19 protein-coding genes are annotated in these 22947 nt (G+C 66.2%); 11 read left to right on the top strand and 8 right to left on the bottom strand.

The window, feature by feature from the left end; translation table 11 throughout:
• Positions 1 to 73: 73 nt before the first annotated feature.
• From ACSC1S_RS02805 to ACSC1S_RS02770, 8 genes are all read left to right on the top strand, one after another.
• Positions 74 to 1390: a nucleotide sugar dehydrogenase gene (locus ACSC1S_RS02805; protein WP_435363066.1), complete on the top strand. Its 1317-nt coding sequence runs from the start codon at positions 74 to 76 to the stop codon at positions 1388 to 1390.
• A gap of 233 nt (positions 1391 to 1623) precedes the next feature.
• A complete protein-coding gene (locus ACSC1S_RS02800) occupies positions 1624 to 2223 on the top strand; it encodes a DUF7344 domain-containing protein (protein WP_435363065.1) in 600 nt (199 codons plus the stop codon).
• A gap of 66 nt (positions 2224 to 2289) precedes the next feature.
• The gene (locus tag ACSC1S_RS02795; protein WP_435363064.1) at positions 2290 to 3765 is read left to right on the top strand and encodes a helix-turn-helix transcriptional regulator; all 1476 of its coding nucleotides are present in this window, start codon (positions 2290 to 2292) and stop codon (positions 3763 to 3765) included.
• A gap of 514 nt (positions 3766 to 4279) precedes the next feature.
• Positions 4280 to 4414 (top strand): hypothetical protein, encoded by a 135-nt coding sequence (locus ACSC1S_RS02790; protein WP_435317306.1) that lies wholly within the window; start codon positions 4280 to 4282, stop codon positions 4412 to 4414.
• On the top strand, positions 4414 to 6234 hold the full coding sequence (gene glmS / locus ACSC1S_RS02785; protein WP_435363063.1) for a glutamine--fructose-6-phosphate transaminase (isomerizing): 1821 nt from the start codon (positions 4414 to 4416) through the stop codon (positions 6232 to 6234). Before ACSC1S_RS02790 ends, glmS begins: the two co-directional genes overlap by 1 nt.
• 281 nt (positions 6235 to 6515) lie before the next feature.
• Positions 6516 to 8144: an alkaline phosphatase family protein gene (locus tag ACSC1S_RS02780; RefSeq protein WP_435363062.1), complete on the top strand. Its 1629-nt coding sequence runs from the start codon at positions 6516 to 6518 to the stop codon at positions 8142 to 8144.
• Positions 8145 to 8758: 614 nt separating this feature from the next.
• Entirely contained in the window at positions 8759 to 9616 is an 858-nt protein-coding gene (locus ACSC1S_RS02775; protein ID WP_435363061.1) for a hypothetical protein, read from the top strand.
• Between the two features lie 51 nt (positions 9617 to 9667).
• The gene (locus tag ACSC1S_RS02770) at positions 9668 to 11017 is read left to right on the top strand and encodes a CapA family protein (RefSeq protein WP_435363060.1); all 1350 of its coding nucleotides are present in this window, start codon (positions 9668 to 9670) and stop codon (positions 11015 to 11017) included.
• Between the two features lie 17 nt (positions 11018 to 11034).
• Here ACSC1S_RS02770 and ACSC1S_RS02765 read toward each other — a convergent pair whose 3' ends face one another.
• The 5 genes from ACSC1S_RS02765 to glmM form a co-directional block, all read right to left on the bottom strand.
• The gene (locus ACSC1S_RS02765; RefSeq protein WP_435363059.1) at positions 11035 to 12669 is read right to left on the bottom strand and encodes a lipopolysaccharide biosynthesis protein; all 1635 of its coding nucleotides are present in this window, start codon (positions 12667 to 12669) and stop codon (positions 11035 to 11037) included.
• Between the two features lie 91 nt (positions 12670 to 12760).
• Positions 12761 to 13942, bottom strand: a complete 1182-nt coding sequence (gene glmU, locus ACSC1S_RS02760; RefSeq protein ID WP_435363058.1) for a bifunctional sugar-1-phosphate nucleotidylyltransferase/acetyltransferase — start codon at positions 13940 to 13942, stop codon at positions 12761 to 12763.
• Between the two features lie 365 nt (positions 13943 to 14307).
• A complete protein-coding gene (locus ACSC1S_RS02755; protein ID WP_435363057.1) occupies positions 14308 to 14631 on the bottom strand; it encodes an alpha/beta hydrolase family protein in 324 nt (107 codons plus the stop codon).
• A gap of 9 nt (positions 14632 to 14640) precedes the next feature.
• The gene (locus ACSC1S_RS02750; protein ID WP_435363056.1) at positions 14641 to 15102 is read right to left on the bottom strand and encodes a hypothetical protein; all 462 of its coding nucleotides are present in this window, start codon (positions 15100 to 15102) and stop codon (positions 14641 to 14643) included.
• Positions 15103 to 15176: 74 nt separating this feature from the next.
• A complete protein-coding gene (gene glmM, locus ACSC1S_RS02745) occupies positions 15177 to 16520 on the bottom strand; it encodes a phosphoglucosamine mutase (protein ID WP_435363055.1) in 1344 nt (447 codons plus the stop codon).
• A gap of 217 nt (positions 16521 to 16737) precedes the next feature.
• On the opposite strand from glmM, the gene ACSC1S_RS02740 reads away from it, so the two are divergent.
• A complete protein-coding gene (locus ACSC1S_RS02740) occupies positions 16738 to 17028 on the top strand; it encodes a PadR family transcriptional regulator (protein WP_435363054.1) in 291 nt (96 codons plus the stop codon).
• Between the two features lie 164 nt (positions 17029 to 17192).
• On the opposite strand, the gene ACSC1S_RS02735 is transcribed toward ACSC1S_RS02740, so the two are convergent.
• On the bottom strand, positions 17193 to 17402 hold the full coding sequence (locus tag ACSC1S_RS02735) for a hypothetical protein (protein WP_435363053.1): 210 nt from the start codon (positions 17400 to 17402) through the stop codon (positions 17193 to 17195).
• Positions 17403 to 17582: 180 nt separating this feature from the next.
• Here ACSC1S_RS02735 and ACSC1S_RS02730 point away from each other — a divergent pair, with 180 nt between their 5' ends.
• On the top strand, positions 17583 to 18506 hold the full coding sequence (locus tag ACSC1S_RS02730; RefSeq protein WP_435363052.1) for a DUF8471 domain-containing protein: 924 nt from the start codon (positions 17583 to 17585) through the stop codon (positions 18504 to 18506).
• Positions 18507 to 18599: 93 nt separating this feature from the next.
• Positions 18600 to 19178, top strand: a complete 579-nt coding sequence (locus tag ACSC1S_RS02725) for a metal-dependent hydrolase (protein ID WP_435363051.1) — start codon at positions 18600 to 18602, stop codon at positions 19176 to 19178.
• A 163-nt stretch (positions 19179 to 19341) separates the two neighbouring features.
• On the opposite strand, the gene ACSC1S_RS02720 is transcribed toward ACSC1S_RS02725, so the two are convergent.
• Together ACSC1S_RS02720 and ACSC1S_RS02715 are read right to left on the bottom strand one after the other, a co-directional pair.
• Entirely contained in the window at positions 19342 to 20568 is a 1227-nt protein-coding gene (locus ACSC1S_RS02720) for a polysaccharide deacetylase family protein (protein ID WP_435363050.1), read from the bottom strand.
• A 318-nt stretch (positions 20569 to 20886) separates the two neighbouring features.
• Positions 20887 to 22764, bottom strand: coding sequence for a right-handed parallel beta-helix repeat-containing protein (locus ACSC1S_RS02715; protein WP_435363049.1), 1878 nt, complete (start codon positions 22762 to 22764; stop codon positions 20887 to 20889).
• Positions 22765 to 22947: the final 183 nt, after the last annotated feature.

The raw sequence follows: 22947 nt of genomic DNA, 5'->3' as shown, positions 1-22947 counted from the left end.
TCGCATACGATCATAGAACCGGCGAGTCGACGGACGCAGCGAGACGGACACAGCCACCACGGGGTGACCAGCGGTGAGCCAGACAGTCGCGCCACAGGACGCACGGACCGAGTCGGTCTGTATCGTCGGCCTGGGCTACGTCGGGCTGCCACTGGCCCTGACGTTCGCCGAGGAAGGCCGGCCCGTCGTGGGCTACGACGTCCAGACGGAGAAGGTCGAGTCGCTCGCGAGCGGGACCGACCCGACCGGCGAACTCGGCGACGAGCGTATCGCCGACAGCGAGGCCACGTTCACCGACGACCCCGGGTCCATCGCCCGCGCGGACGTGGTCGTCCTGACCGTCCCGACCCCGGTCGACGAGGTCGGAACGCCGGACCTCTCGTACATCGAGAGTGCCGGCGAGACCGTCGGCGAGCACATGTCCGAAGACACGATCGTCGTGCTCGAATCCACGGTGTATCCCGGTGCGACCGAGAGCGTCCTCGTGCCCGCACTCGAGTCGACCTCCGGGTTCACCGTGGGCGAGGAGTTCGAGGTCGGCTACTCCCCCGAGCGCGTCTCGCCGGGCAACAGCAAGCGCGGCCTGCGAGACGTCACGAAGATCGTGAGCGGCCGGACCGACGCCGTCTGCGAGCGGGTCGCGGACGTGTACGAGTCCATCGTGGACGCCGGCGTCTATCGCGCGCCGGACATCGAGACCGCGGAGGCCGCGAAGGCCATCGAGAACGTCCAGCGCGACGTCAACATCGCCCTGGTGAACGAGCTCGCCATCGCGTGTGACCACCTCGACCTCGACACGCAGGCGGTGCTCGACGCCGCGGGGACGAAGTGGAACTTCCACGACGAGTACCGCCCCGGCCTCGTCGGCGGTCACTGCATCCCGGTGGACCCCCACCTGTTCTCCTACCAGTCCGAACGCGAGGGGTTCGTCCCGGAACTCATCATGCAGGCCCGCGAGATCAACGAGTACGTCCCGTCCCACGTCGCGGAGCTGGTCCGCCGGGCGATGAACGACACCGGGACGGTCCCGCGCGAGAGCCGCGTGCTGGTCCTCGGCGTGGCCTACAAGCCCAACGTCGGCGACATCCGGACCTCCGAGGTGGGCGCCATCATCGCCGACCTCGAGGAGTACGGCGTCGACATGGTCGCCTACGACCCGCACGCCGATTCGGACGCTATCAGGGAGAACTTCGACGTGCCCGTCACGACCGACCTGTCGTTCGAGGCGTTCGACGGCGTCCTCGTCGGGACGGGCCACGACGAGTTCGCGGACATCGACGTCGACGAGATGGCAGAGGCGCTCACCGGAGATGGGTTCGTGGTCGACGTACCTGGTGTGTTAGCACGCGCCAAAGACCCTACGGTCGATGTAACATACCGGAACCTGTAGAACGGTCCAGATTGGTTCCGTCTTAAGCCGAATCGGGACGCCGTTTGTTCAGAACGATTACCATTAGCCGCCCGAAGACTCCACACACCTGTTAGCGCCCCTCTGTACAGATTTCGGACAGTTGCATTCAGTTTCACCCCTTGGAAACAGTCCGGAACAGACTAATCCTAAGAAAACTGTCGGGACGGAAGTCTACGTTTATTATCGGTGTGCCGAATGTATCGGTCGAGACAATGAGTGCCGCAGCAAACGACAGCGAACACGAAAACGAGGTCCCCGACGAGCTCCTGAGTGACGAGGACGACGAGTTCACCAAGGACGATATGTTCCATCTGCTCCAGAACCGCCGGCGGCGGAGCGTCCTTCGCTACCTGCAGGATACCGACGGGCCCGTCCGCATGCGTGACATCGCAGAGCAGGTCGCCGCGTGGGAGCACGACACGACGGTACAGCGCCTCACATCGAAAGAGCGTCAGCGCGTCTACATCGCCCTCTATCAGTCCCATCTCCCCGCGCTCGACAACGAAGGCGTGATCGACTACAACCAGGACCGCGGCATCGTCGAACGTCGCCCGCTCGCCGAGGAACTGATGCCGTACCTCGACAACCCCACCGGGACGGAGGAGGCCCCGGCGGAGACGGACACCGACCGCGACTGGGCGTCCTACTACCTGGCCGCGACCGGGGTCGCCGCGATGCTGTTCCTCGGAACCCAGCTCGAACTCGTCGGCCTGTCGAGCGAGCTGCTGGCGGTCGGGATGCTGGCGCTGTTCGGCTCCCTCTCGGGTGCGAACGCGTTCTCTGCACGCCAGTCAACCGCGGGAAGTGACTGAGTCGCCCCCTGTCGACGGAGACGCATACGACCATGGCCCTGACATATTCACGCGACGACTGGAGCGATGAGTAGACGAACGACACTCTATCGGCTGGTAGCATGCTTGCTGGTCGTCGGGGCCGTCGCCGTCTCCCCCGTACAGGCTGGCACAGCACCCGCGGCCGACACGAGCATCCAGAACGTCGGTCTCTCCGGCCCCGCCGTCGTCGATTACAACGGTAGCGGCGACCGGGTCTTCCTCTGGCAGGACGCCGAACAGACCGTCACGGTCAAGCTGCAGTCCGACACCACGGACGATGCCGGCCAGCCACTGGAGGTGTGTCTCAGACAGGCCCGGTCGAACACCTCCGATTCGACGTCCGATGACACCGCCGCTGGCGAGCCCATCACGGGGCCGTGTGTGGAGACGACGGTCACCGAGAACGGCTCGACGGTGACGCTCACTGCCGACCAGTGGCCGTTCAACGGCACCGGGAAACAGCGCGTCACGGTCACCGTCGCGAACGAGACGACCGTGCTCGACGAGAGTTCGGTACAGGTGTTCGTTCTCTCGAAAAGCGGCGACGTCGACGGTGATGGGCTGACCAACATCGCCGAACTGGAACACGGGACGAACCTCACCGCGGTCGACACGGACGGCGACACCCTGGAGGACGGTCCCGAGGTCAACGAGTACGGGACCGACCCCCTGAACCCCGACTCCGACGACGACGGCGCGCGTGACGCACAGGAGATATCGGCCGGCACCGACCCCACGACGGCCGACACCGACGGTGACAACCTCACCGACGGCTTCGAACTCGAGCACGGACTCGACCCGACCGCAGCCGACACCGACGGTGACAACCTCACGGACGCCGCCGAGCGGAACCTCGGGACCAACCCCCGGAAGAAGGACACCGACGGTGACGGCATCTCCGACTACGACGAACTCAAGTGGGGGAGCGACCCCACCGCCGCCGACACCGACGGCGACGGCCTCGGTGACGCCCGCGAATACGAACTCGGCACCGATCCGACGGCCGCCGACACCGACGGCGACCTCCTGAGCGACGAGACCGAAGCCGACATCGGGTCGAACCCGACCAGCATCATCTCACCCCTCGCGTACATCGGTCTCCTGGTGCTGGTGGTCGTGTTCGTCCGGCTCGTCTACACCGGGCGCATCGACCCCGCAGCTGTCCCCGGGAGGCTGGAACGCTACGTCGGTCGTGACGACGACTCGCCCGACCCCGGCGTCGAGCCTCCGGCGGTCGGGCGGGGGCCGCCCGGCCCGCCCGACGCTGACACCATCGGCCCGAACCCCACCTCGGCCCCCGTCCTCACGGACGAGGAGAAGGTCTGCCAGATCCTCCGCGAGAACGGCGGGCGGCTCCAGCAGAAGGAGATCATCGAACAGACCGACTGGTCGAAGTCGAAGGTGAGTCGGCTCCTCTCCAGGATGGAGAGCGAGGACGAGATTCGCAAGATAAGCGTCGGTCGGGAGAACCTCATCACCCTCCCGGAAGACCAGCCCGAGAGCTCCAAACCCTTCTTCTGACGTCTCCGGCACCCTCTGGTTGGCAGTCCGGCCGAAGCCGCTAGTAGTCTCTTCGACCGCGGTCACGGCGTCGTATCTGCTGCGCACCGACAGTGGCGGCAACAGCCAGCCAGACCGCTCCCCCGTCACTCGGGGACGAACAGCCAGGACACTCTCGCTGTCTGGATTGTCCCGGTCGACGCCCTCCCCGTATCTCCCGTACTGTTTCACGACCGCGGCAACCACGCCTGACGGCCCCGCCGTGACGTAGAATCCGGCTGTGCCACCATGCGAGCGGGGACGCCAGTCGGTTCTCGGTCCGAAGCCGCCTCGGCCGAGGCCAGCCGCTCGGTGAATCGAGTGAACGATGTGAACGACGCCGTGTCAGTCCCGCGTCTGACGCTGCAATATCAGGCCGGTGCTTACCGCCGTACTAACAACTCGCTTAACCGGTCTATAGTAAACCTCCGGGGTTGTGTAGGCTGGAATCGTCCCCGCGACCCTATCGTGGCTCTGGCGGGAAACCACTCGAACCATGATCGAAAATACAGACACCGAACCGACCCCTCGCACCGACAGCGAGGCCGACGCGAACCGTTCCGAACCGCTCTGGAGCCGCCGGGTGTACCAGCCAGTCCTGGTCGACGACCCGACCGAGGTGAGCCACTGATGTGTGGCATCATCGCGTGTGTCGGTACCAGTCGGTCCGTGGACCGACTCATCACCGGCCTCGAGAACCTCGAATACCGAGGCTACGACTCGGCCGGCGTCGCCATCCAGAACGGGTCCGGTGTGGAGGTCCACAAGCGCTCGGGGCGCGTCTCCGACCTGAAAGAGGAGATCCCGCTGCAAAAGCCCGCAGATATGGGTATCGGACACACCCGCTGGAGCACGCATGGCCCGCCGACCGACGAGAACGCGCATCCGCATACCCCCGCGGGTGAGAACGTGGCGGTGGTCCACAACGGCATCATCGAGAACTACAGCGAGCTTCGCGCCGACCTCGAAGCCAGGGGCCACGAGTTCACGAGCGACACCGACACCGAGGTCATCCCCCACCTCGTCGACGAGCACCTCGAGAAGACCGACGACCCCGAGGTCGCGTTCCGGAAGAGCGTCCAGCAGCTCGAGGGAAGCTACGCCATCGCCGCCATCTTCGACGGGCACGATTCCATCTTCGCGGCCCGGCAGGGGTCGCCGCTGGTCGTCGGCGTCGACGACGACGCCTACTACCTCGCGAGCGACGTCCCGGCGTTCCTGGACTACACGGACGACGTGATGTACCTCGAAGACGGCGACGTCGTCGTCGTCAAGGACGGCGACCTGTCGCTGACGAACATCGACGGTTCGCCCGTCACGCGCGAGGTCCAGACCGTCGACTGGGACCCCAGCGAGACCGGGAAGGGCGTCTACGACCACTACATGCTCAAGGAGATCAACCACCAGCCGACGGCCCTGTCGAACACCATCCAGGGCCGTGCGGACCCCGAGAACGAGGAGGTCGTCCTCGAGGACTTCCCGCCGGGGTCGTTCACCGACATCGGCGACGTCCACTTCGTCGCCTGCGGGACCTCCTACCACGCGGCGATGTACGGTGCCACGATGCTGAGCAACGGTGGCATCACGGCCAACGCCTATCGCGCCAGCGAGTACGGGCTCCAGAGGGACATCATCGACGAGGACACGCTCGTCATCGCGGTCACCCAGAGCGGCGAGACGGCCGACACCCTCAGCGCGCTCCGCCAGGCACAGGAGAAGGGCGCGTCCGTCCTCACCGTGACAAACGTCGTCGGCTCGACGGCAGCCCGCGAGTCCGACGAGACGATGTTCATTCGAGCCGGCCCCGAGATCGGCGTCGCCGCGACGAAGACCTTCTCCTCGCAGGTCGTCTCGCTCGCCCTGCTGAGTCAGCGCATCCTCGAGGACGTCCCTGACGCGTCCCCCCGCGACAACATGGGCGAGTTCCTCGCGTCGCTGCAGGACCTCCCCAAGCACATCGAGCAGGTGCTCGACTTCTCGGCCGCCAAGCAGCTGGCCAAGCGCTACAGCGACCACAACGCGTACTTCTTCATCGGGCGCAGTATCGCGAACGCGGTCGCGATGGAGGGCGCGTTGAAGTTCAAGGAGATCACCTACGAGCACGCGGAGGGCTTCGCGGCGGGCGAACTGAAACACGGGCCACTCGCACTCATCACCGACCGGACGCCCGTCTTCGCGGTGTTCACCGGCGACGAGGAACAGGACCGCAAGACGCTCAACAACGCGAAGGAGGCCCAGACCCGCGGCGCGCCCATCGTCTCGGTCGCACCGGCGGACCACCCCTCCCTGGAGTTCGCCGACGCGCACCTACAGGTGCCGTCCTCGGAGCCGGAGTGGGTCGGCCTGCTCGCCAACGTCCAGCTCCAGCTCCTCTCGTACTACGCGGCCGAGGACCTGAGCCGCCCCATCGACAAGCCGCGCAACCTCGCGAAGAGCGTTACCGTCGAATAACCAGCCCGGATGGACTCGGTCGGTCGTCGATTTCGACGCCCCCCGGGCAACGGACGACTACCGACCGATGGTCGATGATGGTCGTTCCGGCAAGACCCCACCAGTCCCGCCGATTTCGGCGCTTAGGCCGATTGTATCGATACCGGGACGGTTCCTTACGTATCCGATAATAAAATGGATTTCTCCCGAAGGCACACACATGAACCGACGACAAGTACCGACACGAAGAGACGACGGCGCACGAGTAGTCGGCGAACCGATGACAGGATCGGAGGCCACCGATGAGTGATGATGGCCTCGACGTTCTGCTGATCGGTATCGACGCGGGCTGTCTGCCGGTGTTCGACCGGCTCGCGGAGACGGACACGATTCCGACGCTGGAGCGATTGAACGAGGACGGTGCGGTGGGACCCCTCGAGTCCCAGATTCCGCCGTGGACCCCCAGCGCCTGGCCCTCGATGTACTCCGGCGTCAACCCCGGGAAGCACGGCGTGTTCGGCTTCGTCTCCTACGACGGCTACGACTGGCACGTCAGCAGTGCCGACCACATCGACGAGCTCACCCTCTGGGAGATCCTCGACGAACACGGCATGAGCAGCGTCGTGGTGAACGCACCGGTCACGCACCCGCCGGCTGATATCGACGGTGCCATCGTGCCCGGCTTCATCGGGCCGGAGGACCCGACCTGCCACCCCCAGGGCACCCTCGAGGAGGTCCGCGACGAGCTCGGTGAGTACCGCGTGTATCCCAACTACTCTCGCGGCGACACCGACTACACGGAGGCCGAGAAGATGGAGGAGTACCGCAGTCTGGTCCGGATGCGCGGCGAGGCGTTCCGCTATCTCGCCGACGAGCACGAGCCCGACTTCGGCTTCGTCCAGTTCCAGAAGACCGACACCGTGTTCCACGAGTTCGGCGGCGACTGGGAGAAGATCCGGACTGTGTACGACGAGACGGACAGGCAGGTCCGGAAGATCATCGAGGAACACGACCCAGACACCGTGTTCGTGGCGAGCGACCACGGCATGGGCAAGTACGAGGGCTACGAGTTCCGCGTCAACGACTACCTCGACGACGAGGGCTTCGTCGAGGTCACGAACGGCGGCAAGGGCATGCCGTCGTGGAACCCCATCCGGAACGAGCTGCGCGAGGGCAAGGACGTCGACTCCTGGGAGCCGGGTCTCATCGAGAAGATGGCCTCCGGCGCGGCCAAGATGGGTCTCACCGCGAGCCGCATCCGGCAGGCGCTCGAGACGGTCAACCTCGACGAGGTCGCGATGCGATACGCCCCCGAGGACGTGGCCCGCACCGGGAACAAGCAGGTCGACTTCCCCAACTCCATCGCGTACCTGCGCTCGCGAACCGAACTCGGCGTCCGCCTCAACGTCGAGGGGCGCGAGCCAGAGGGCATCGTTCCCCCCGACGAATACGACGACGTGCGCGCCGAGGTCATCGAGTCGCTGCGGTCGGTGACCGACCCCGACGGCAACCCCGTCTTCGACGAGGTCGCGCCACGGGAGCAGTACTTCGACGGCAAGTACACCGAGGACGCCGTCGACATCGTCACCATCCCGCGGAACTTCGACTACTTCCTCTCGGACCAGATCCGCGGCGAGTACTTCGCCGACCCGACGGAGACGTTCAACCACAAACTCGACGGCATCATCACCGCATGGGGCGACGGCATCGACGCCGATGCCGACCTCTCTGCCGCCCACCTGTTCGACGTCGCGCCGACCATCCTGTCGGCGCTCGGCGTCCCGTACAACGAACGCATGGACGGCGACGTGTTGCCGGTCGTCGAGGACGTCGGCGGGCATGCGTACCGCTCCGCCGAGACGCAGGACGACCGGGACTCACCCGAGGCGGCGGTCGAGAACCGCCTGAGCGACCTCGGCTACCTCGAGTGACGAGCAGGCGTCACTGACAGACCGCCCGCGCAGCTACCGCACCCATCCTGACGGAGTTCTGTTCTCGCACCCTCACTCACCGGTCCCGCAATCGTCCGCCTGCTCGTGACAGGCGACAGTCCCCCCACAGCCATAGACCTCGGTTCCGCCATTCCCGAACCGGGACACCGTTCTCCAGAGCTGTAGCTACCGCCGTGCTGTGGGGTCGTGTCGAGCGTCGTTTGCAGTTGGCCATCTACTACCGGCGTCATCGTGAGTTCGTACACCGGGTCACCGTCACGGTGAACTCCCGGGTCGCGCCGTAGTCGCTCTCGACGACGAGTCGATACTCCCACCGGTCTTCGACCGCCGGAGCGGACACGGTGGCGTCGCCTCTCCGGAGAGGCCGCTGCAGCCAGCGAGGAGAGCCACGAGAAGGACGGCCAGGAGGGATCTATCCAGTATCACTGGGTCAGGGCGGCTCCGGGAAACTACCAGCCAGAAGACTGTGAAGAGTGACACTGCACGCATCTCGAGACGTATCGCAGGCTCCTGTTCGCGCTACGGGGATTCGACTGCGATGGAGAACAGCAGCAGGGTGTCAGAAGAACCAGCCGACGTCGATTACCGTCGAGATGAGCGACGTCGAATCGTCCGTCGTGGTGGTCGAGGTGGAGGTCGTGGTCGACGTAGAAGTCGTGGTCGACGTGGATGTCGAGGTGGTGGTAGTCGTCTGCGTGGTGGTCGACGTGGGCGTGGTGGTCGACGTCGATGTCGACGTGGAGGTTGAGGTCGACGTAGTCGTCTGCGTCGCCGTCGGTTCCGACGTGGTGGTACTCGTCTGCGTCGCCGTCGGTTCCGACGTGGTGGTAGTCGTCTGCGTCGCCGTCGGCTCCGACGTGGTGGTACTCGTCTGCGTCGCCGTCGGTTCCGACGTGGTGGTACTCGTCTGCGTCGCCGTCGGTTCCGACGTGGTGGTACTCGTCTGCGTCGCGGTCGGTTCCGACGTGGTGGTAGTCGTCTGTGTCGCGGTCGGTTCCGACGTGGTGGTAGTCGTCTGCGTCGTCGTCGGCTCCGACGTGGTCGTGGTCGTTGCCCCCGAGGTGGTCGTCTGCGTCGAGGACTGCGTCGCGGTCTCAGAATCCGTCTCGCCAGCCGTCGCCGTCTGCGTGCTCGTCGCAGTCGACTCCGGACTCGTCTCTGGCTGGCTGGTCGGCGCGTCAGTTCCTGCGCCTCTATCGCCATCGAGGACCCCGAGCGGACCAGCCGGGATGGCCGCAACGGCAACGCCGACGAAGAGGAACAGGATACCGAGGAGGGCGAGGCTCCGCTGGGACGATGTCATCCGTACACACCTCCGCAACCGGGCGGTCGCAGCCCGTGGATCCGTGGCGTGTTCGTGGGCGGTACGTCTCGTCTGGACGGGCTATGTCGGCACACAGATGTCTCGACTCAGCCTCCGTACGCCCGGAACATTGTTATCGACACGCTAAGGACCGGGACGGTCGTCGGGTGTTTTTTCGCCCGCAACACACCGGTCTAGCATGAAGACTCGGGACTGGCGAGACGCGACCGATGAGTCGCCGGCGCGGGACCGTATCGAACTCGCAGACGAATCGGCGGGGGAGACGTGGTCGCTCTTTGCCGCCGGCGACGTGAAGTACCGCGACCGGTCGGCGAGGGACGCACCCGTCGCCCAGCCGCTCAGCTCCCAGATCCGTGCTGCCGACCTCTCGATGGTCAACCTCGAAGCACCGGTCGCCGGTGCCGGCGAACCGCTCTCGAAGTCGGGGCCGACCCTGACCGTCGACCCGGACGTTCCGGACGTGCTCCGGGCGGCCGGCTTCGACGTGGCGACGCTGGCGAACAACCACCTGATGGACTACGGCGAGGACGGTCTCCGGGCCACGATGGACACCTGCGACAGGGTCGGGCTGGAGACCTGTGGCGCTGGCGAGAGCGAGTCAGCGGCGATGATGCCGGCCCGGTTCGACGTCGACGGGACCTCGGTCGCCGTGTTCAGTCTCTGCGAGCGCGAGTTCGGTATCGCCAACGGCGACGAGCCCGGCACCGCCTGGCTCGGTGACGACGGGGCACTCGACCGTGTCGCTGCCGCCGAAGCCGACGTGACCATCGTCGCGGCCCACGGTGGGGTGGAGTACGTGCCACTCCCGCCGCTGCACCGGCAGGAGCGCCTCCGCGAGTTCGTCGACGCCGGCGCGGACCTGGTCGTCGGTCACCACCCGCACGTCCCCCAGGGCTGGGAGGTGTACGACGACGTGCCGATATTCTACAGCCTCGGCAACTTCCTGTTCCCGATGCCCGAGCGCCCGAAGACCCAGTGGGGGCTCGCCATCGAGGTCGAGTTCGCCGGCGACGAACTCGTGGGCATCGACCTCATCCCCACGGAGACCGTCGACGAGACGGTCGACAAGGCAGGGACACGTGTCGACCCGGGCGACCGGCTCGCGTACCTGAACCACGTCGCCGACCTGACCGCGGACCGGGAGACGCTTCGTGCGCACTGGCAGGAGGTCTGCGTGGCGGTCTTCCGCCAGCGCTACACCCGCTGGCTGCGGACGGCCCTGGCCGGCGACCTCGTCTCGCAGCTCCGTCGCCCGGAACAGCACTTCAGCGCCGACGGCATCTGGGAGCCCGACGAACGCGAGTCGCAGATGCTCGCGCTGTTGAACCTCCTGCGCAACCGGTCCCACCGGTCACTGATGCAGACGGCGATCGAAGTCGAGACGGACAAGCGCGAAGACCACCGAACCGAGTCCGTCCGCGAGCACGTCCCGCAACTGCTCGAGGAGACCGAGGACGAGCCGATATACGACCGGCGGTCGCCGGTCCAGGAGACCCTTTCTGCGCTCATCGAGCGCGTGACGAGCTGACCGTTTCCCCGCGTCGCTCAGACTCCCGCAGCACCGGACAGCACCGCCGCCGCGGACGCGATGAGTACGATACCCGCGAGGACGAGTATCTGCTCCATCCGGTCGCTCACGTCTGGAGCCTTCTGCTTGATCGGTGAGTTTCCGTTCAACCGGCCCGCGAGGTTGCTCGCCGCCTCACCGATGGGGCCTGGCAGCGACGAGAGGAAGTCGAGCACCTCGTCGATATCGACCGCGCCGGTCACCACCGCGGCCACTGCGTAGACGACGAACCCGACGACGGGGACGACCACGAGAGCCAGGATGTCGTTGGGAATCAGCCGCGGCAGGAAGTAGATGGGTACCGCCGCGATGCCCGCGGTCAGGCCGACACGAACCAGTCGAAGGTCCTCGAGCGGGTCGTAGCCGAGGTCGCGGGCGGCGACCGCGTTGAACAGCGGCAGCGAGCCGTAGCCGATGGTCGTGGCGACGGCCGCGCCGACCATCCCGTACGCCGGGATGAGGTTCAGGTTCAGCGCGAAGTTCAGCGTCGCGGACGCCCAGGTCGCCGCGATGAGCACCTTCACGTCGCCCTTCGCGTGACTGATTGCCAGTAGCGGCCGGGCGACCGCGAACGCGACGGTCCCGGGCAACAGCAACAGCAGCGGGGTGACCGCGGGCGTCATCTTCTCGCCGAGGTACAGCGGGACGAACGAGGAGGCCAGTGCGGCCATACCGAGGGCCAGCAACAGGGTCAACAGCAGGACGTACCGGGTGGTCCGCGAGGCGAGGTCGGTGATGCGGTCGGTCTTGCCCTGCTCCCACAGGTCAGAGGTGGACTGTATCATCACGCCCTGGACCGACTGGGGGAGTATCCAGAGGAACTGCACCAGCACGAGCGCCGCCTTGTAGTAGCCGACCAGCTCGCTGTTCTTGAACGACCCCAGCATCAGCACGTCGATGTGGTACAGCGAGGTGAGCAAGAAGACGTACGCGATGGTGAGGTGGTTGAAGTTGAACAGGTCCGAGCGGGGGAACTGCGAGGGCGTCGTGTCCACGATGGTGTCGAGCGACAGTCGACTCCGCACCACGGCCAGCCCGACACCGACCGCCACGAGGCTGGCGAGTATCTGGGCGACGATGAGGCCGGGGACCCCGAACTCCAGCGCGGCGAGCGTCACGCCGCCGATGCCGAAGACGACCCGGTAGAGGACCGTCAACGGCTCGGAGACGTGTTCGAGCTTGAGCCCCATCAGCGTCCGCCGGATGTACTCGCGGTACTGGACCGCCAGCGCCATCGCGCCGAGCAGGTAGAAGTACGGCTCGAACGTCTCGCCCCAGACCATCGCGACGAGGCCGGTGTAGGAGGCGACCGCGAACCCGATGGCGGTGAGCACCGCCAGCAGGGTCGCGAGTCGGAAGTAGTAGCCGAAGACGTGGTCCTTCCAGCGATGCATCGAGCGTTCCTCGGCGATGTACTTCTTCACGCCGCTGTTCGTCCCCGAGCTCATGAAGATGGTGAGCAGGGCGAACACCGACATGATGGTCGCGTACTCGCCGTAGGTGCCGACGCCGAGGAAGTGGATGAGTAGCGGTGTCACTGCGGCGGTCACGAGGAGGCCGACGAGTCGGCTCCCGATAGTGGACAGGAACGCGGTGACGATGTTACGACTCATGTGTTGGAGTGCCGGTGTCGGTGCCCGGGGTCGGGCTGCTGGGCTGGTTCCCGGTAGGGGGCCGGTTCGTGATGGAGGGCCGGGACATCACTTACCGGTCGCGCGTGACGGTCTCGCCTGGTTCGGTCGTCGCCCCGGTCGAGAGCGTGACGCCGGCGTTCAGGCTCGTGTCGATGGCGGTCTTCACGCCGTCGCCGACCACGACGCCGAACTTCCGCCGGCCGGTCGAGACGCGGTCGCCCTTGACCGTGTGCCGGACGGGTTCGTCGTCGTGGCGCAGGTTGGCGACGGTCGTCCCCGCGCCGAAGTTCACGTCGCGCCCGAGGACGCTGTCACCGACATAGGAGAGGTGGGCAACGCTGGAGCGCTTCCCGACCACGCTGTTTTTCACCTCGACGGCGTTGCCGACCGTCGCACCCTCGTCGATGAGCGTGGCACCGCGGACGTAGGCGTTGGGCCCGACCGTCGCCCCGGAGCGCACGAGGACCGGCCCCTCGATGACGACCCCGGGCTTGATGGTCGCGCCCTCCTCGACGACGACGGTACCCTCGAGGTGTGCGTCGTCGCTGACCTCGCCCTCGATGCGCGAGTCCAGCTCTGCGAGGTACGTCTCGTTCGCTTCGAGCAGCTCCCACGGCCGCCCCACGTCGAGCCAGCGGTCGACCTCGACGGGTGTGACCGAGAACTGCTCGATGACGCGTTCGAGCACGTCGGTGATCTCGTGTTCGCCGCGCTCGCTCTCGCCGACGTCGAGCCAGTCGCGGGCAGCCTCGGGGAAGACGTACGCGCCCGCGTTGACGAGGTTACCGGGTGGGTCGTCCGGTTTCTCGACGACCCCTGTCACGGTCCCGTCCTCGGTGTCGAGGACGCCGTAGGCCGACGGGTCGTCGGCCCGGTACGAGAGCACGCTCGGCCGTCGCTCGAACAGCTCGGCGATGCTCTCCGTGTCGAAACAGTTGTCGCCGTTCAGGACGGCGAAGGGGCCGTCGATGTACTCTGCGGCGGCGGCGACCGCGTGTGCGGTCCCGCGCTGTTCCTCCTGGACCGCGTAGCGGATCGGTGTCCCCTTGTACTCGTCGCCGAAGTACTCTCGGACCGCCTCGCCCTCGTACCCGACAACGACGAGGAGCTCGTCCGCGCCGGCATCGACCGCTGCCTCGACGGTTCGCTCGACGAGTGGCCCGTCAGCCGTGGGGACCATCGGCTTGGGCACGTTGTCCGAGAGTGGGCGAATCCGCGTTCCTTTGCCAGCTGCGAGAATGACTGCTTGCATCGTTCACGCATTCGCAAGAGTACCCTTTTGTTATCGATGCGTTAAGCGATGGCCACGCTCTGCTGGGACGATACGGCAAAAATTGGATACGAGAAGATGGATGGTTGGGGTGCCCGCCACATCGCGGATCGGTCGTCCGGTGGGGGGATGGACGCGTGCACGTCGGGAGGTGGGCAACTCCCGGTTCACGAGGGGCGATGTGGGTTGATGGGCGACGACTAGTGAGGGCTTTCACCTCGCCAGTGTCTGCCACCGGCAGTTGTGTGAAGGACCCGGTATCGCATTACTACGAGCTGCATAACGCGGCCGTCCCACGTCCCAGTCGAGATTAATTCCACCGTAAGCGCCGAACAGTGGTCAGCTCATCAGGCATCGCCGCAGGCCGTCGTGACGAACTCGTCGAGCGTCTGGCGCAGCCGGTCACCGTGCTCGCTCTCGAAGAGCCCCTGTCCATGGGCCGCCCCATCGTAGGTCACGAGTTCCTTCGGTTCCGCCGCGCCCTCGTGGATGTCCGTCGCGGTCCGGACGAACCGGTCCTCGTCGCCGTCGCTGACGACCACGAGCAGGCGCGCGTCGAGAGACCCCGCGGCGTCGCTGCCGCCAGCGGGCGAGAGTACCGCGACCGCATCGACCGCCAGCTCGGCTGCAGCGGCCTCGACGACCGCTTCGCCGCCGGAGCTCGCGCCCACGAGCACGAGCTACTGGATACCGTGTGCCGACTGGAGGTACTGGACCGCGCCCCTGACCGCCGCGGTCTTTCGCTCACCCTCGTCGATGGTGAGCACGCGGTGGCCGGCAGCCGCGAATCGCTCTCGCTGTGGCCGCCAGCTCTCGCGGTCCAGGTTAATCTGTGGAACGAAGACGACGCCGCAGTCCCCGCGGCCCGCGAGCGTCCCGGTCACCGTCGTGCCCGCCGGCGACTCGAACTCGACGGTGTGGGGTTCCGTCGTCGTTTCGGCCCCGTCTTTCTGTCTCTCGCCGGTTCCTGACGTTTCCGTGCCGCTCTGCCCCGTCGTGTCGTCGGGGGTCGCGGTGCCGGTGGCGTCGGTCGTGGCTGGCTGGTCGTCCGTCGAACTCCCACTGGAGCAGCCCGCGAGGCTGGTCACGGTGACCGCCCCGAGCGTGGTGAGGAAGCGTCGTCTGTGTTGGTCGCCGGTCATACACCGGCCTACGCGGGGACCCCAGTTTACTAGCGAGACGGTAAACGTGCCCCGACGGGCGTCCGGCCGAAGAATCAGTCCTGGCTCGTCGTCGCGGCCGTCGCGCTCGTCGCGTCCGTGACCAGTTGGCGGGCGTACTCGAACAGGTCGTCGGCCCGCTCGTCGCTCCGCGCTTCCGCCGTGATGCGGACGAGCGGCTGGGTGCCGCTGGGGCGGACGAGGAACCAGCCGTCGTCGGTGTCGACACGGATCCCGTCGAGGTCGTTCACCGTCTCGTACTCCACACGGATGGCCGACTCGACCTCACGCATGGCGGCCCCCTTCTCGGGCGTCTCGATGCTGTCACGGCGGATGGGGTAGGTGTCCACCGAGTCGACGAGCGCGCCGAGCGAGTCGTTCCGGGCGACGAGTTCGACGAGTTTGCACGCGGCCAGCGGGCCATCGGGACACAGGGTTTCGTCGGGCCAGATCCACGCCCCGCTGGGTTCGCCGCCGAAGGTGACGGCGGGGTCGGTGGCGGCCTCGGCGACGAACACGTCCCCGACCTTCGTGTGTTCGACCGTCGCACCCAGGGGGGAGACCGCATCGTCGACGGCGAGGCTGGTGTCGAGTGGGACAGCGATTCGTTCGCCCTCGCCGACGGCCTCCCGGGCAAACAGTGCCAGGAGGACGTCGCCCGCGACGAACTCGCCGTCCTCGGTGACGGCCATCATCCGGTCGGCGTCGCCGTCGTGGGCGATGCCGAGGTCGGCCGCCGTCTCCGCGACGAGTCGCGTCAGGCTCTCGCAGTTCTCCGCCGTCGGCTCGCTGGGTCGGCCGGGGAACCGGCCGTCGGGCTGCCCGTTGAGCGTCTGGACGTCACAGCCGAGGTCGTGGAGGACCGACGCGGTGAGCCCGCCGGGACCGTTCCCGGCGTCGACGACGACCGAGAGCTCGTGGTCGATGCTGACGGCGTCGCGGAGGGCGCGCTCGTGTGCAGCGACAGCCGTCTCGTCCCGTTCGCTGTCGCCAACGCCCGCCCAGTCGGCCACGTCGACGTCGTCCTCGCGGACCCGCCGGGTTATCTCCTCGCGCTGGTCGGTGTCGAACGCCTGCCCAGATGGGTTCCAGAGCTTGATGCCGTTGTCCTGCGGTGGGTTGTGCGACGCAGTGATGACCACGCCCGCGTCCGCGTCGTGACGAGCGATGGACCGTGCTACCGTCGGTGTCGCCGCGAGTCCGACGTCGACGACGTTCGCCCCGCACTCGCGGAGGCCCGCGACGACCGCCTGCTGGAGCGGTTCACCGCTCTCGCGGGCGTCACGGCCGACGACCACACGTTCGTAGCCAGCAGAGGCGACTGCGCGCCCGACAGAGAGCGCGAGGTCACACGTCACTTCCGTCCCGAACTCACCGCGAATCCCGCTGGTACCGAACATGCCGGAGGGGACGGACGGGCCCGTGATAAATATAGGAGCCATAAGCGACGAGACAGTACGAGTCGCCGCTCGAACGCCGGATTCGCGCCCCAGCATGCCAGAATTATACAGTGTCAAAACACGACATGGTGGAAAGTTGCGCGGATTATCGATGGTGTAGGTTCGGCAACGGCCGAGCGGGTATTTGTGTAGGTGGTCGGAACAGGGTGGTAGAGACATGAGGACAGACCTGACCGGATTCCAACACAACCTGCTCGTCGTGCTGACCAAGATGGACGAGCCGAGTGGTCGAGACCTGAAACAAGAGATCGAGGACTCCCTCGACACGTCGCTCCCACACGGCCGTCTCTACCGGAATCTGGACACACTCGTCGAGAAAGGACTGGTCGAGAAGGGCTGCATCGACGGCCGGACCAACTTCTACGAGATATCCGGGGAGGGTGTAGAGGCGATTCGGGAACGCTTCCGATGGGAACGCGAACACATCGAACCCGAGCTGACGTCGTGAGGCCCCCGGTGCACGAAGCTGACGAGCAGTAGTTCGGTGTGTGGGCCGGATTGGTCTCCGGCGACTGGACGAACGACCCGGTTTTCTCACAGACGATAGCGCGACGCGTCTCGCGCGTCGCACCGCGTGCAGCAACCGACGGCATGTGCGCGACGCTGCCTCGCCTATTCGTCGAATTCTTCGGCAGACGCGTCCGGGACGTGCTCGAACGGGGCCATCGACCCGAGCTCGTCCGCACCGACCGCGTCGAACACCTGGTCGAGGTCGACACCGTTCTCGGCAGCAGCGTCGAGTATCATGACCAGCGAGACGCGCAGGTCGTCCCTGGTCGTGGTTCCGGCGAGTGCCGCCGAGACGACATCGTGCTCTCCCATGTCTGGCTGTCCCGGCTCCCGCCTTGTAAGTGTGTCACTCCGTTCCAGACGTTGCCCGCAGAAAACGGTTTACACCCCGATTAAGCCCTGGTATGCCCGGCCTCGCACCCGACCATCCCACGTCGTCCCTCCCCCTTACTCGACCGGTAATAAACACGCCCGGGCCAGTACGCACACACAATGAGTCGCACGAAACTGTGGTTCCTGGATGCCTTCGTCGTCCTCGCCCTTACCGCGGTCGGGGCGTTCTCGATCTACCTGAACGTCCCGGTCGCCCGGCTCCTCGCGACCGCCCTGTTCGTCCTCTTCCTGCCCGGATACACCATCACGGTCGTGCTGTTCCCCCGGGGACGGACGGACCGACCGCCGGAAGGTGGCGGGCTGCTCGGGGCGGAACGCTTCGGGCTCACGGTCGCACTGAGCATCTCCATCGTCGCACTGGTCGCCCTCGTGGCGAACTTCACCCCCTGGGGAATCACGCTCCTCCCCATCCTCGTCGGAGTGGCCGGACTCACCGGCTTCTTCGCCGTCCTGAGCCTCTTCCGGCGCTGGCGAGTGCCAGCCGCCGACCGCTACGCGCCGTCGGTCTCCATCAGGTCGGTCCTGTTCACGAAGACGGAGAGCGCGTTCCGCGACGGGGGCTCCCCGACCGCGGTCTACAACGTGGCGCTCGTGCTGAGCGTGCTCGTGGCGCTCGGGAGCGTCGGGTTCGCGGTCGCCTACGGCCCCACCGACAGCGGGTTCACCGAGTTCGCCGTGGACACGGAGGGCCAGAGCGTCCAGGAGGCCGCGGTGCTCCAGAGCGACGAGAACCCGACCCTCCTCGTCGAGAACCACGAGGGGAGCGAGCAGGAGTACACGATGGTCACGACCGTCCAGCGGGTCAGCGAGAACGCCGATGGAGCCGTCGTCGTCGAGGCCCAGCGTGAACTCGCACGCACGACCCTCACCGCCGCGAACGGCGAGCGCGTCAGCGAGACGGTGAGCGTCTCGCCGCCGAGCGATGAGAACGTTCGCGTCGTCTTCATGCTCTACAGGGGCGACGCGCCCGACGACCCCTCCCGGGAAACCGCGTACCGGGTGGTCACCCTCCGGACCACGTGAGGCGGTCGCGTTCGACCGACACACCAGCACCGTCGCCCGGGGACGGTCATCGACGACCCGGCTGCCGACAGCAGACCAAGAGAACATTCATCGATGTGGCCATGGGAACACCTCGCGTTCGGATACGTACTGTACTCGCTCTCCGTCCGTTTCACGACGGGGGCTGCACCACGCGGTGACGCGGTCGCCGTGGTCGGATTCGCGACGCTGCTGCCCGACCTCGTCGACAAGCCGCTCTCGTGGACGTTCGACATCACCGCGACCGGCTACTCGGTCGCTCACTCCGTCTTCGCCGCACCCGTCTTGCTCGCCGCCGTGTCGCTCCTCTCCCGCCGGGTCGACCGACCCCACCTGTTCGGGGCGTTCGCCGTCGGCTACGGCTCGCACCTCCTCGGCGACGTCGTCTACCCGGCCATCCGCGGTGACGGGTTCTGGGTCCACGCCGTACTCTGGCCCGTCCTCGAGCGCGAGGGGGCACCCACCAGCGGCATCGTCGCCAACGCCTCGCGCTACTTCATGCGATTCCTCCACGAGCTGCTCACCGGCGGGCTCTCCGGTGTCCTGCTGTTCGAGCTGGGTCTGGTGGCCGCCGTGGGCGTCCTGTGGGTCATCGATGGCTTCCCGGTCGCGACCGACCTCTACCGCGCAGTGGCCGGTCGTCGGCGCGACTGACGGCACACAGGTGACTCGCTCGATGCCGGGGTCGGGCCCCGGTGCGTCGCTATCGATGCGGACGACCGTTACTGTCGACGAATCACGACGAAAAGAGACGACACCGCGACCGAATCACGCGTGAGAGAACCGCGCCGAAACGAACCAACAACCGACCTGTGGGTTACCACCCGTCTTCTGGCTTGAACTTGTTGGGGATCTGTGAGAGGGTGATCGGTTCGACGTTGCTGTTGTCGAGGTAGGAGACGAAGTCCTCGAACTGGTCGCCCGTGACGTCCAGTTCGCCTTTGCGGTCGATACCGTGGAAGGTGATGACCTCGAGGTCGTTGTAGAGGTGCGCCAGGTCGACCATCGACTTCGCCTGCTCGATGTGTCGGCCGTCACCACGCGAGATGGTCATCGGGTCGGTGATGTACCCGGAGGCCGCGTTCCGGGTGCTGAAGAACCCGAAGCCCATCTCGTAGTGCTTGCTGACGAAGTCCGTGATCTGCTCGTTGTAGAGACCGTACGGGTAGGTGAAGCTCTTGGCACCCTTCTCGAAACCGTGGTCGAGGAGCCAATCCTTCGAGCCGACGACCTCCCGTTCGGCCTGCAGCCGCGAGGCGTTGAGCATGTTGGCGTGGCTCGCCGTCTGCGAGGCGAACTCCCAGCCCGCCGCCTTCATCTCCTCGATCTGCTTCATGTTGAGGAACCCGTCGTCGCCGACGTGGTTCGTGACGAGGGCGGAGGTCGCCGGGATGTCGTACTGCTTCAGCGTCTGGAAGGCCTTCGTGTAGTCCGAGCGCTGCGCGTCGTCGAACACGAGCGCGACGTAGCCCTTGTCGGGGGAGGGGACCTTTCGGAGGTCGTCGATGCGGATCTTCCCGCCGCTCCCGGCACCCTTGACGCGGATGCGGATCTTGGTGATGTTCTTCAGGTTGGGCAGCCCCGTGACCCCGGTCGCGCCGAGGTCGAGCCGCTGCCAGAACCCGCCCGTGGACGAGCGGATGGACTCGGCGTACTGCACCGAGTTCTGGTTGTTGCCGTTGAGGAGGGTTACCTGCAAGACGGCGTGATTGCTGGCGTCGAGGTTGATAGCCACGGAGAGGTTCGACCCGCCGACGCCGGTCTCGATCTCACGCTCGATGACGGGCTCGCCGTCCTGCCGCGTGATGACGGCCGACTGGCTCCCCTTGTAGGAGCCTTCCTTCATCGCGGTGAGCTTCCCGTTCTTGACGGTCCACGTGGAGAGGTCCTCGAAGTCGTCGACGACGTCTTCGGGTTTCTCACCTTGCCCGTCGGAGTCAGTCGTGTCCGTCCGCTCGCGGGCGGTGGCGGTCCCGGTCGGCGTGGCCGACGAGGAACTGGTCGTGTTGGTCGTTCCTGTCGTGTTCTGTTCGCCAGTGTTCATACACCCTGCGAGTCCGGTCACTGCACTCAAACCGAGGGCCTTCAGGGTTCGGCGTCTCGTTCTGTCTTCGACCATCGATTCGGTGTAGACCTGACACCCGTAATATTATAGTCAAGATAAGGGGTGAGGGACGGTTTCTCGGCGTCTGGAGCGTCAACACGACACATGGGGCGGTTCGAGCCCGAGACGTGAACGGTTGCGAGACGGTATCGAAACCCGTCAAATCGGGCGGACCGCCCGGTTCGGTGAGCGGCGAATCCGCCGTTCGAAACGGTCCTTACAGGTGAATTAATCGCGGGATAGTCGCGAAACGAGCCCTCAGATGCGGTTGCTGATCCAGCGGAGCAGGTGGCCGGTGTCCCAGTTCGCACCCGCGAGGTCGCCCTCGAACTCGATCTGTGGGACGTACTCGAGGTCGGCGTCGGCCGCGTCGGCCCGCGACTCGAAGAGTTCGTCGGCGTACTCGTCGTCCGCGGCGAGAAGCGGAATCCAGCCGTAGACGTCCTCGACCCCGGCGGTCTGCAGGAGGTCGCTGGCCGCGGACCAGGACTGCCAGTCGAACTCGCTCTGGTGCTCGAAGAGGTACTCGAACGCCTCCCAGTAGTTCTGCCAGTCCTTGTCCCAGGCACCGAGGGCGAGCTGTGCGAGGTGTTCCTCGCCCTCGACGGAGTTGAGGTAGTGGTCGTCGGGATAGGCGATGGAACGGAACTCCACGTTGAGATGGCCGGGTTCGACGAACTCCTCGAGGATGGCGGGGAGGTTGTCGAACGCGAACTCTCGCGTGTTCGGGTAGACGAAGTCCCCGTAGACGGTCAGCGTCGGGTTGTCGGCGTCGGTCCCCATCGTCGGGTACGGCAGCCGGCTGGCGTTCGGCGGAATCGGGGCGTCCGCGAGGCCGCTGGACCGGTCGTCACCGCTGCTGCCACCGCCGTCACCGAAGTCGGGGAGCGGGCACGAGTCACCGGTCGTGAGGCCGGAGACCTCCGCGTCGCCGACGAACTCCTCCCCGCTGACCGTGATGTTCGTGTCCCGGATGTCGTTCGCCGTCGTGTCCTGGAACCAGATGCCGTCCGGGCCCTCCCAGTCGATACAGCACTGTTTCACGTTGACGTCGTCTCGCTTGCCGAGGACGGCCGGGTAGTAGTCGCCGCCGCCGGTGATGGCGGTCCCGACGATATCGTGGTCGAGGTCCTGTGCGTCCGGGGCGTCGTCGACGAACACGCCGGGTGACGTTCGCGTGCCGCCGGACTTGTTGGCCGTGTAGTCCGCACCGATGTGGATTCGCGAGTCCTTCACCACGAAGTGGCCACCGTCTTCGGCACAGACCACGCCACCGCTTCCGCGACCGCCGGTCATCGAGATATCACAGTTCGAGACGGTGACGGGGCCGAGTCCGTCGGAGATACGCACGCCGGTGCAGGGGTCGTCACCCGAGGGGTCGTCGACCACGATGTCGGCCTCGTTGACGTAGCTCCCCGCACTCCCGAGTCGGACCTGTGCCCGGTCGTTGTTCTTGAACACGCCACCTTCGACCTGGACCGCGCCGTTCGACCACGACGCGTACAGCCCGTTGTTCCCGTAGTCCTCCACGCGACAGTCACGGAACGTCGTCGTCCCATCGCCATCCACCCAGATGCCGACGGGGCCGACGGGGTCGCTCCCGTCCGGGAGCTGGAGGTTCTCGACGACCGTCTCGCTCCAGTCGTGGTACGTCCGGAAGCCGAAGGCCGTATTGTGGCCGTCCTGTGACCCCTTCTTCACCACGTTCCTGACGACGAGCCCGTCGTGACTGCCGAACTCGACCGACGGGTCGACTCCGTCTGCGGTGTGGTCCAGGGTGAAGTTCTCGAAGACGAGGTCGCGCGTACTGGACCCGGCGATCCAGTAGTCGTCACCGTGGTTCTCGTCGGCCACGAGCGTCACGTCGTCGCCGACACCACGCAGTGCGAGGTTAGCGCGACCGTAGAGATTGAGCTGGTTTATCTTGTACCGACCGTTCGGGAACTCGATGAGGGTATCGTCGTCCTCGACCGCCCCGAACACGTCGTCTATCGGTTCCTCTCCCGTCGGGTCCGCCCCTGCCTCGACGATGTCGACCACGTTCCCGTAGTCGTCATCGTTGGCAGCGACAGTGCCAGAGATCGCGGTCCCGCCAGCGACCCCACCGAGAAGTGTCAGAACCGTTCGTCGATCCACGCTCCCATTGTTCGTCATCCGCTTAGACATCACCCCAACAGACATCGGGTATCGTACTTCAATCCGCGAGGCCGTTGCGTTCGTTGCGGCATTTGCACCATTTGTGACCGTTCGAGACTGTTTCGGAGCGCGTAAACCACCGGTTCAGCCGGTCTCCGGCCTTAATCGGCTGATAACAATGAG

This window comes from Haloarchaeobius pelagicus (genome assembly GCF_051207375.1).
GTDB lineage: Archaea > Halobacteriota > Halobacteria > Halobacteriales > Natrialbaceae > Haloarchaeobius.
This window is presented reverse-complemented; position numbering and strand designations above follow the sequence as displayed.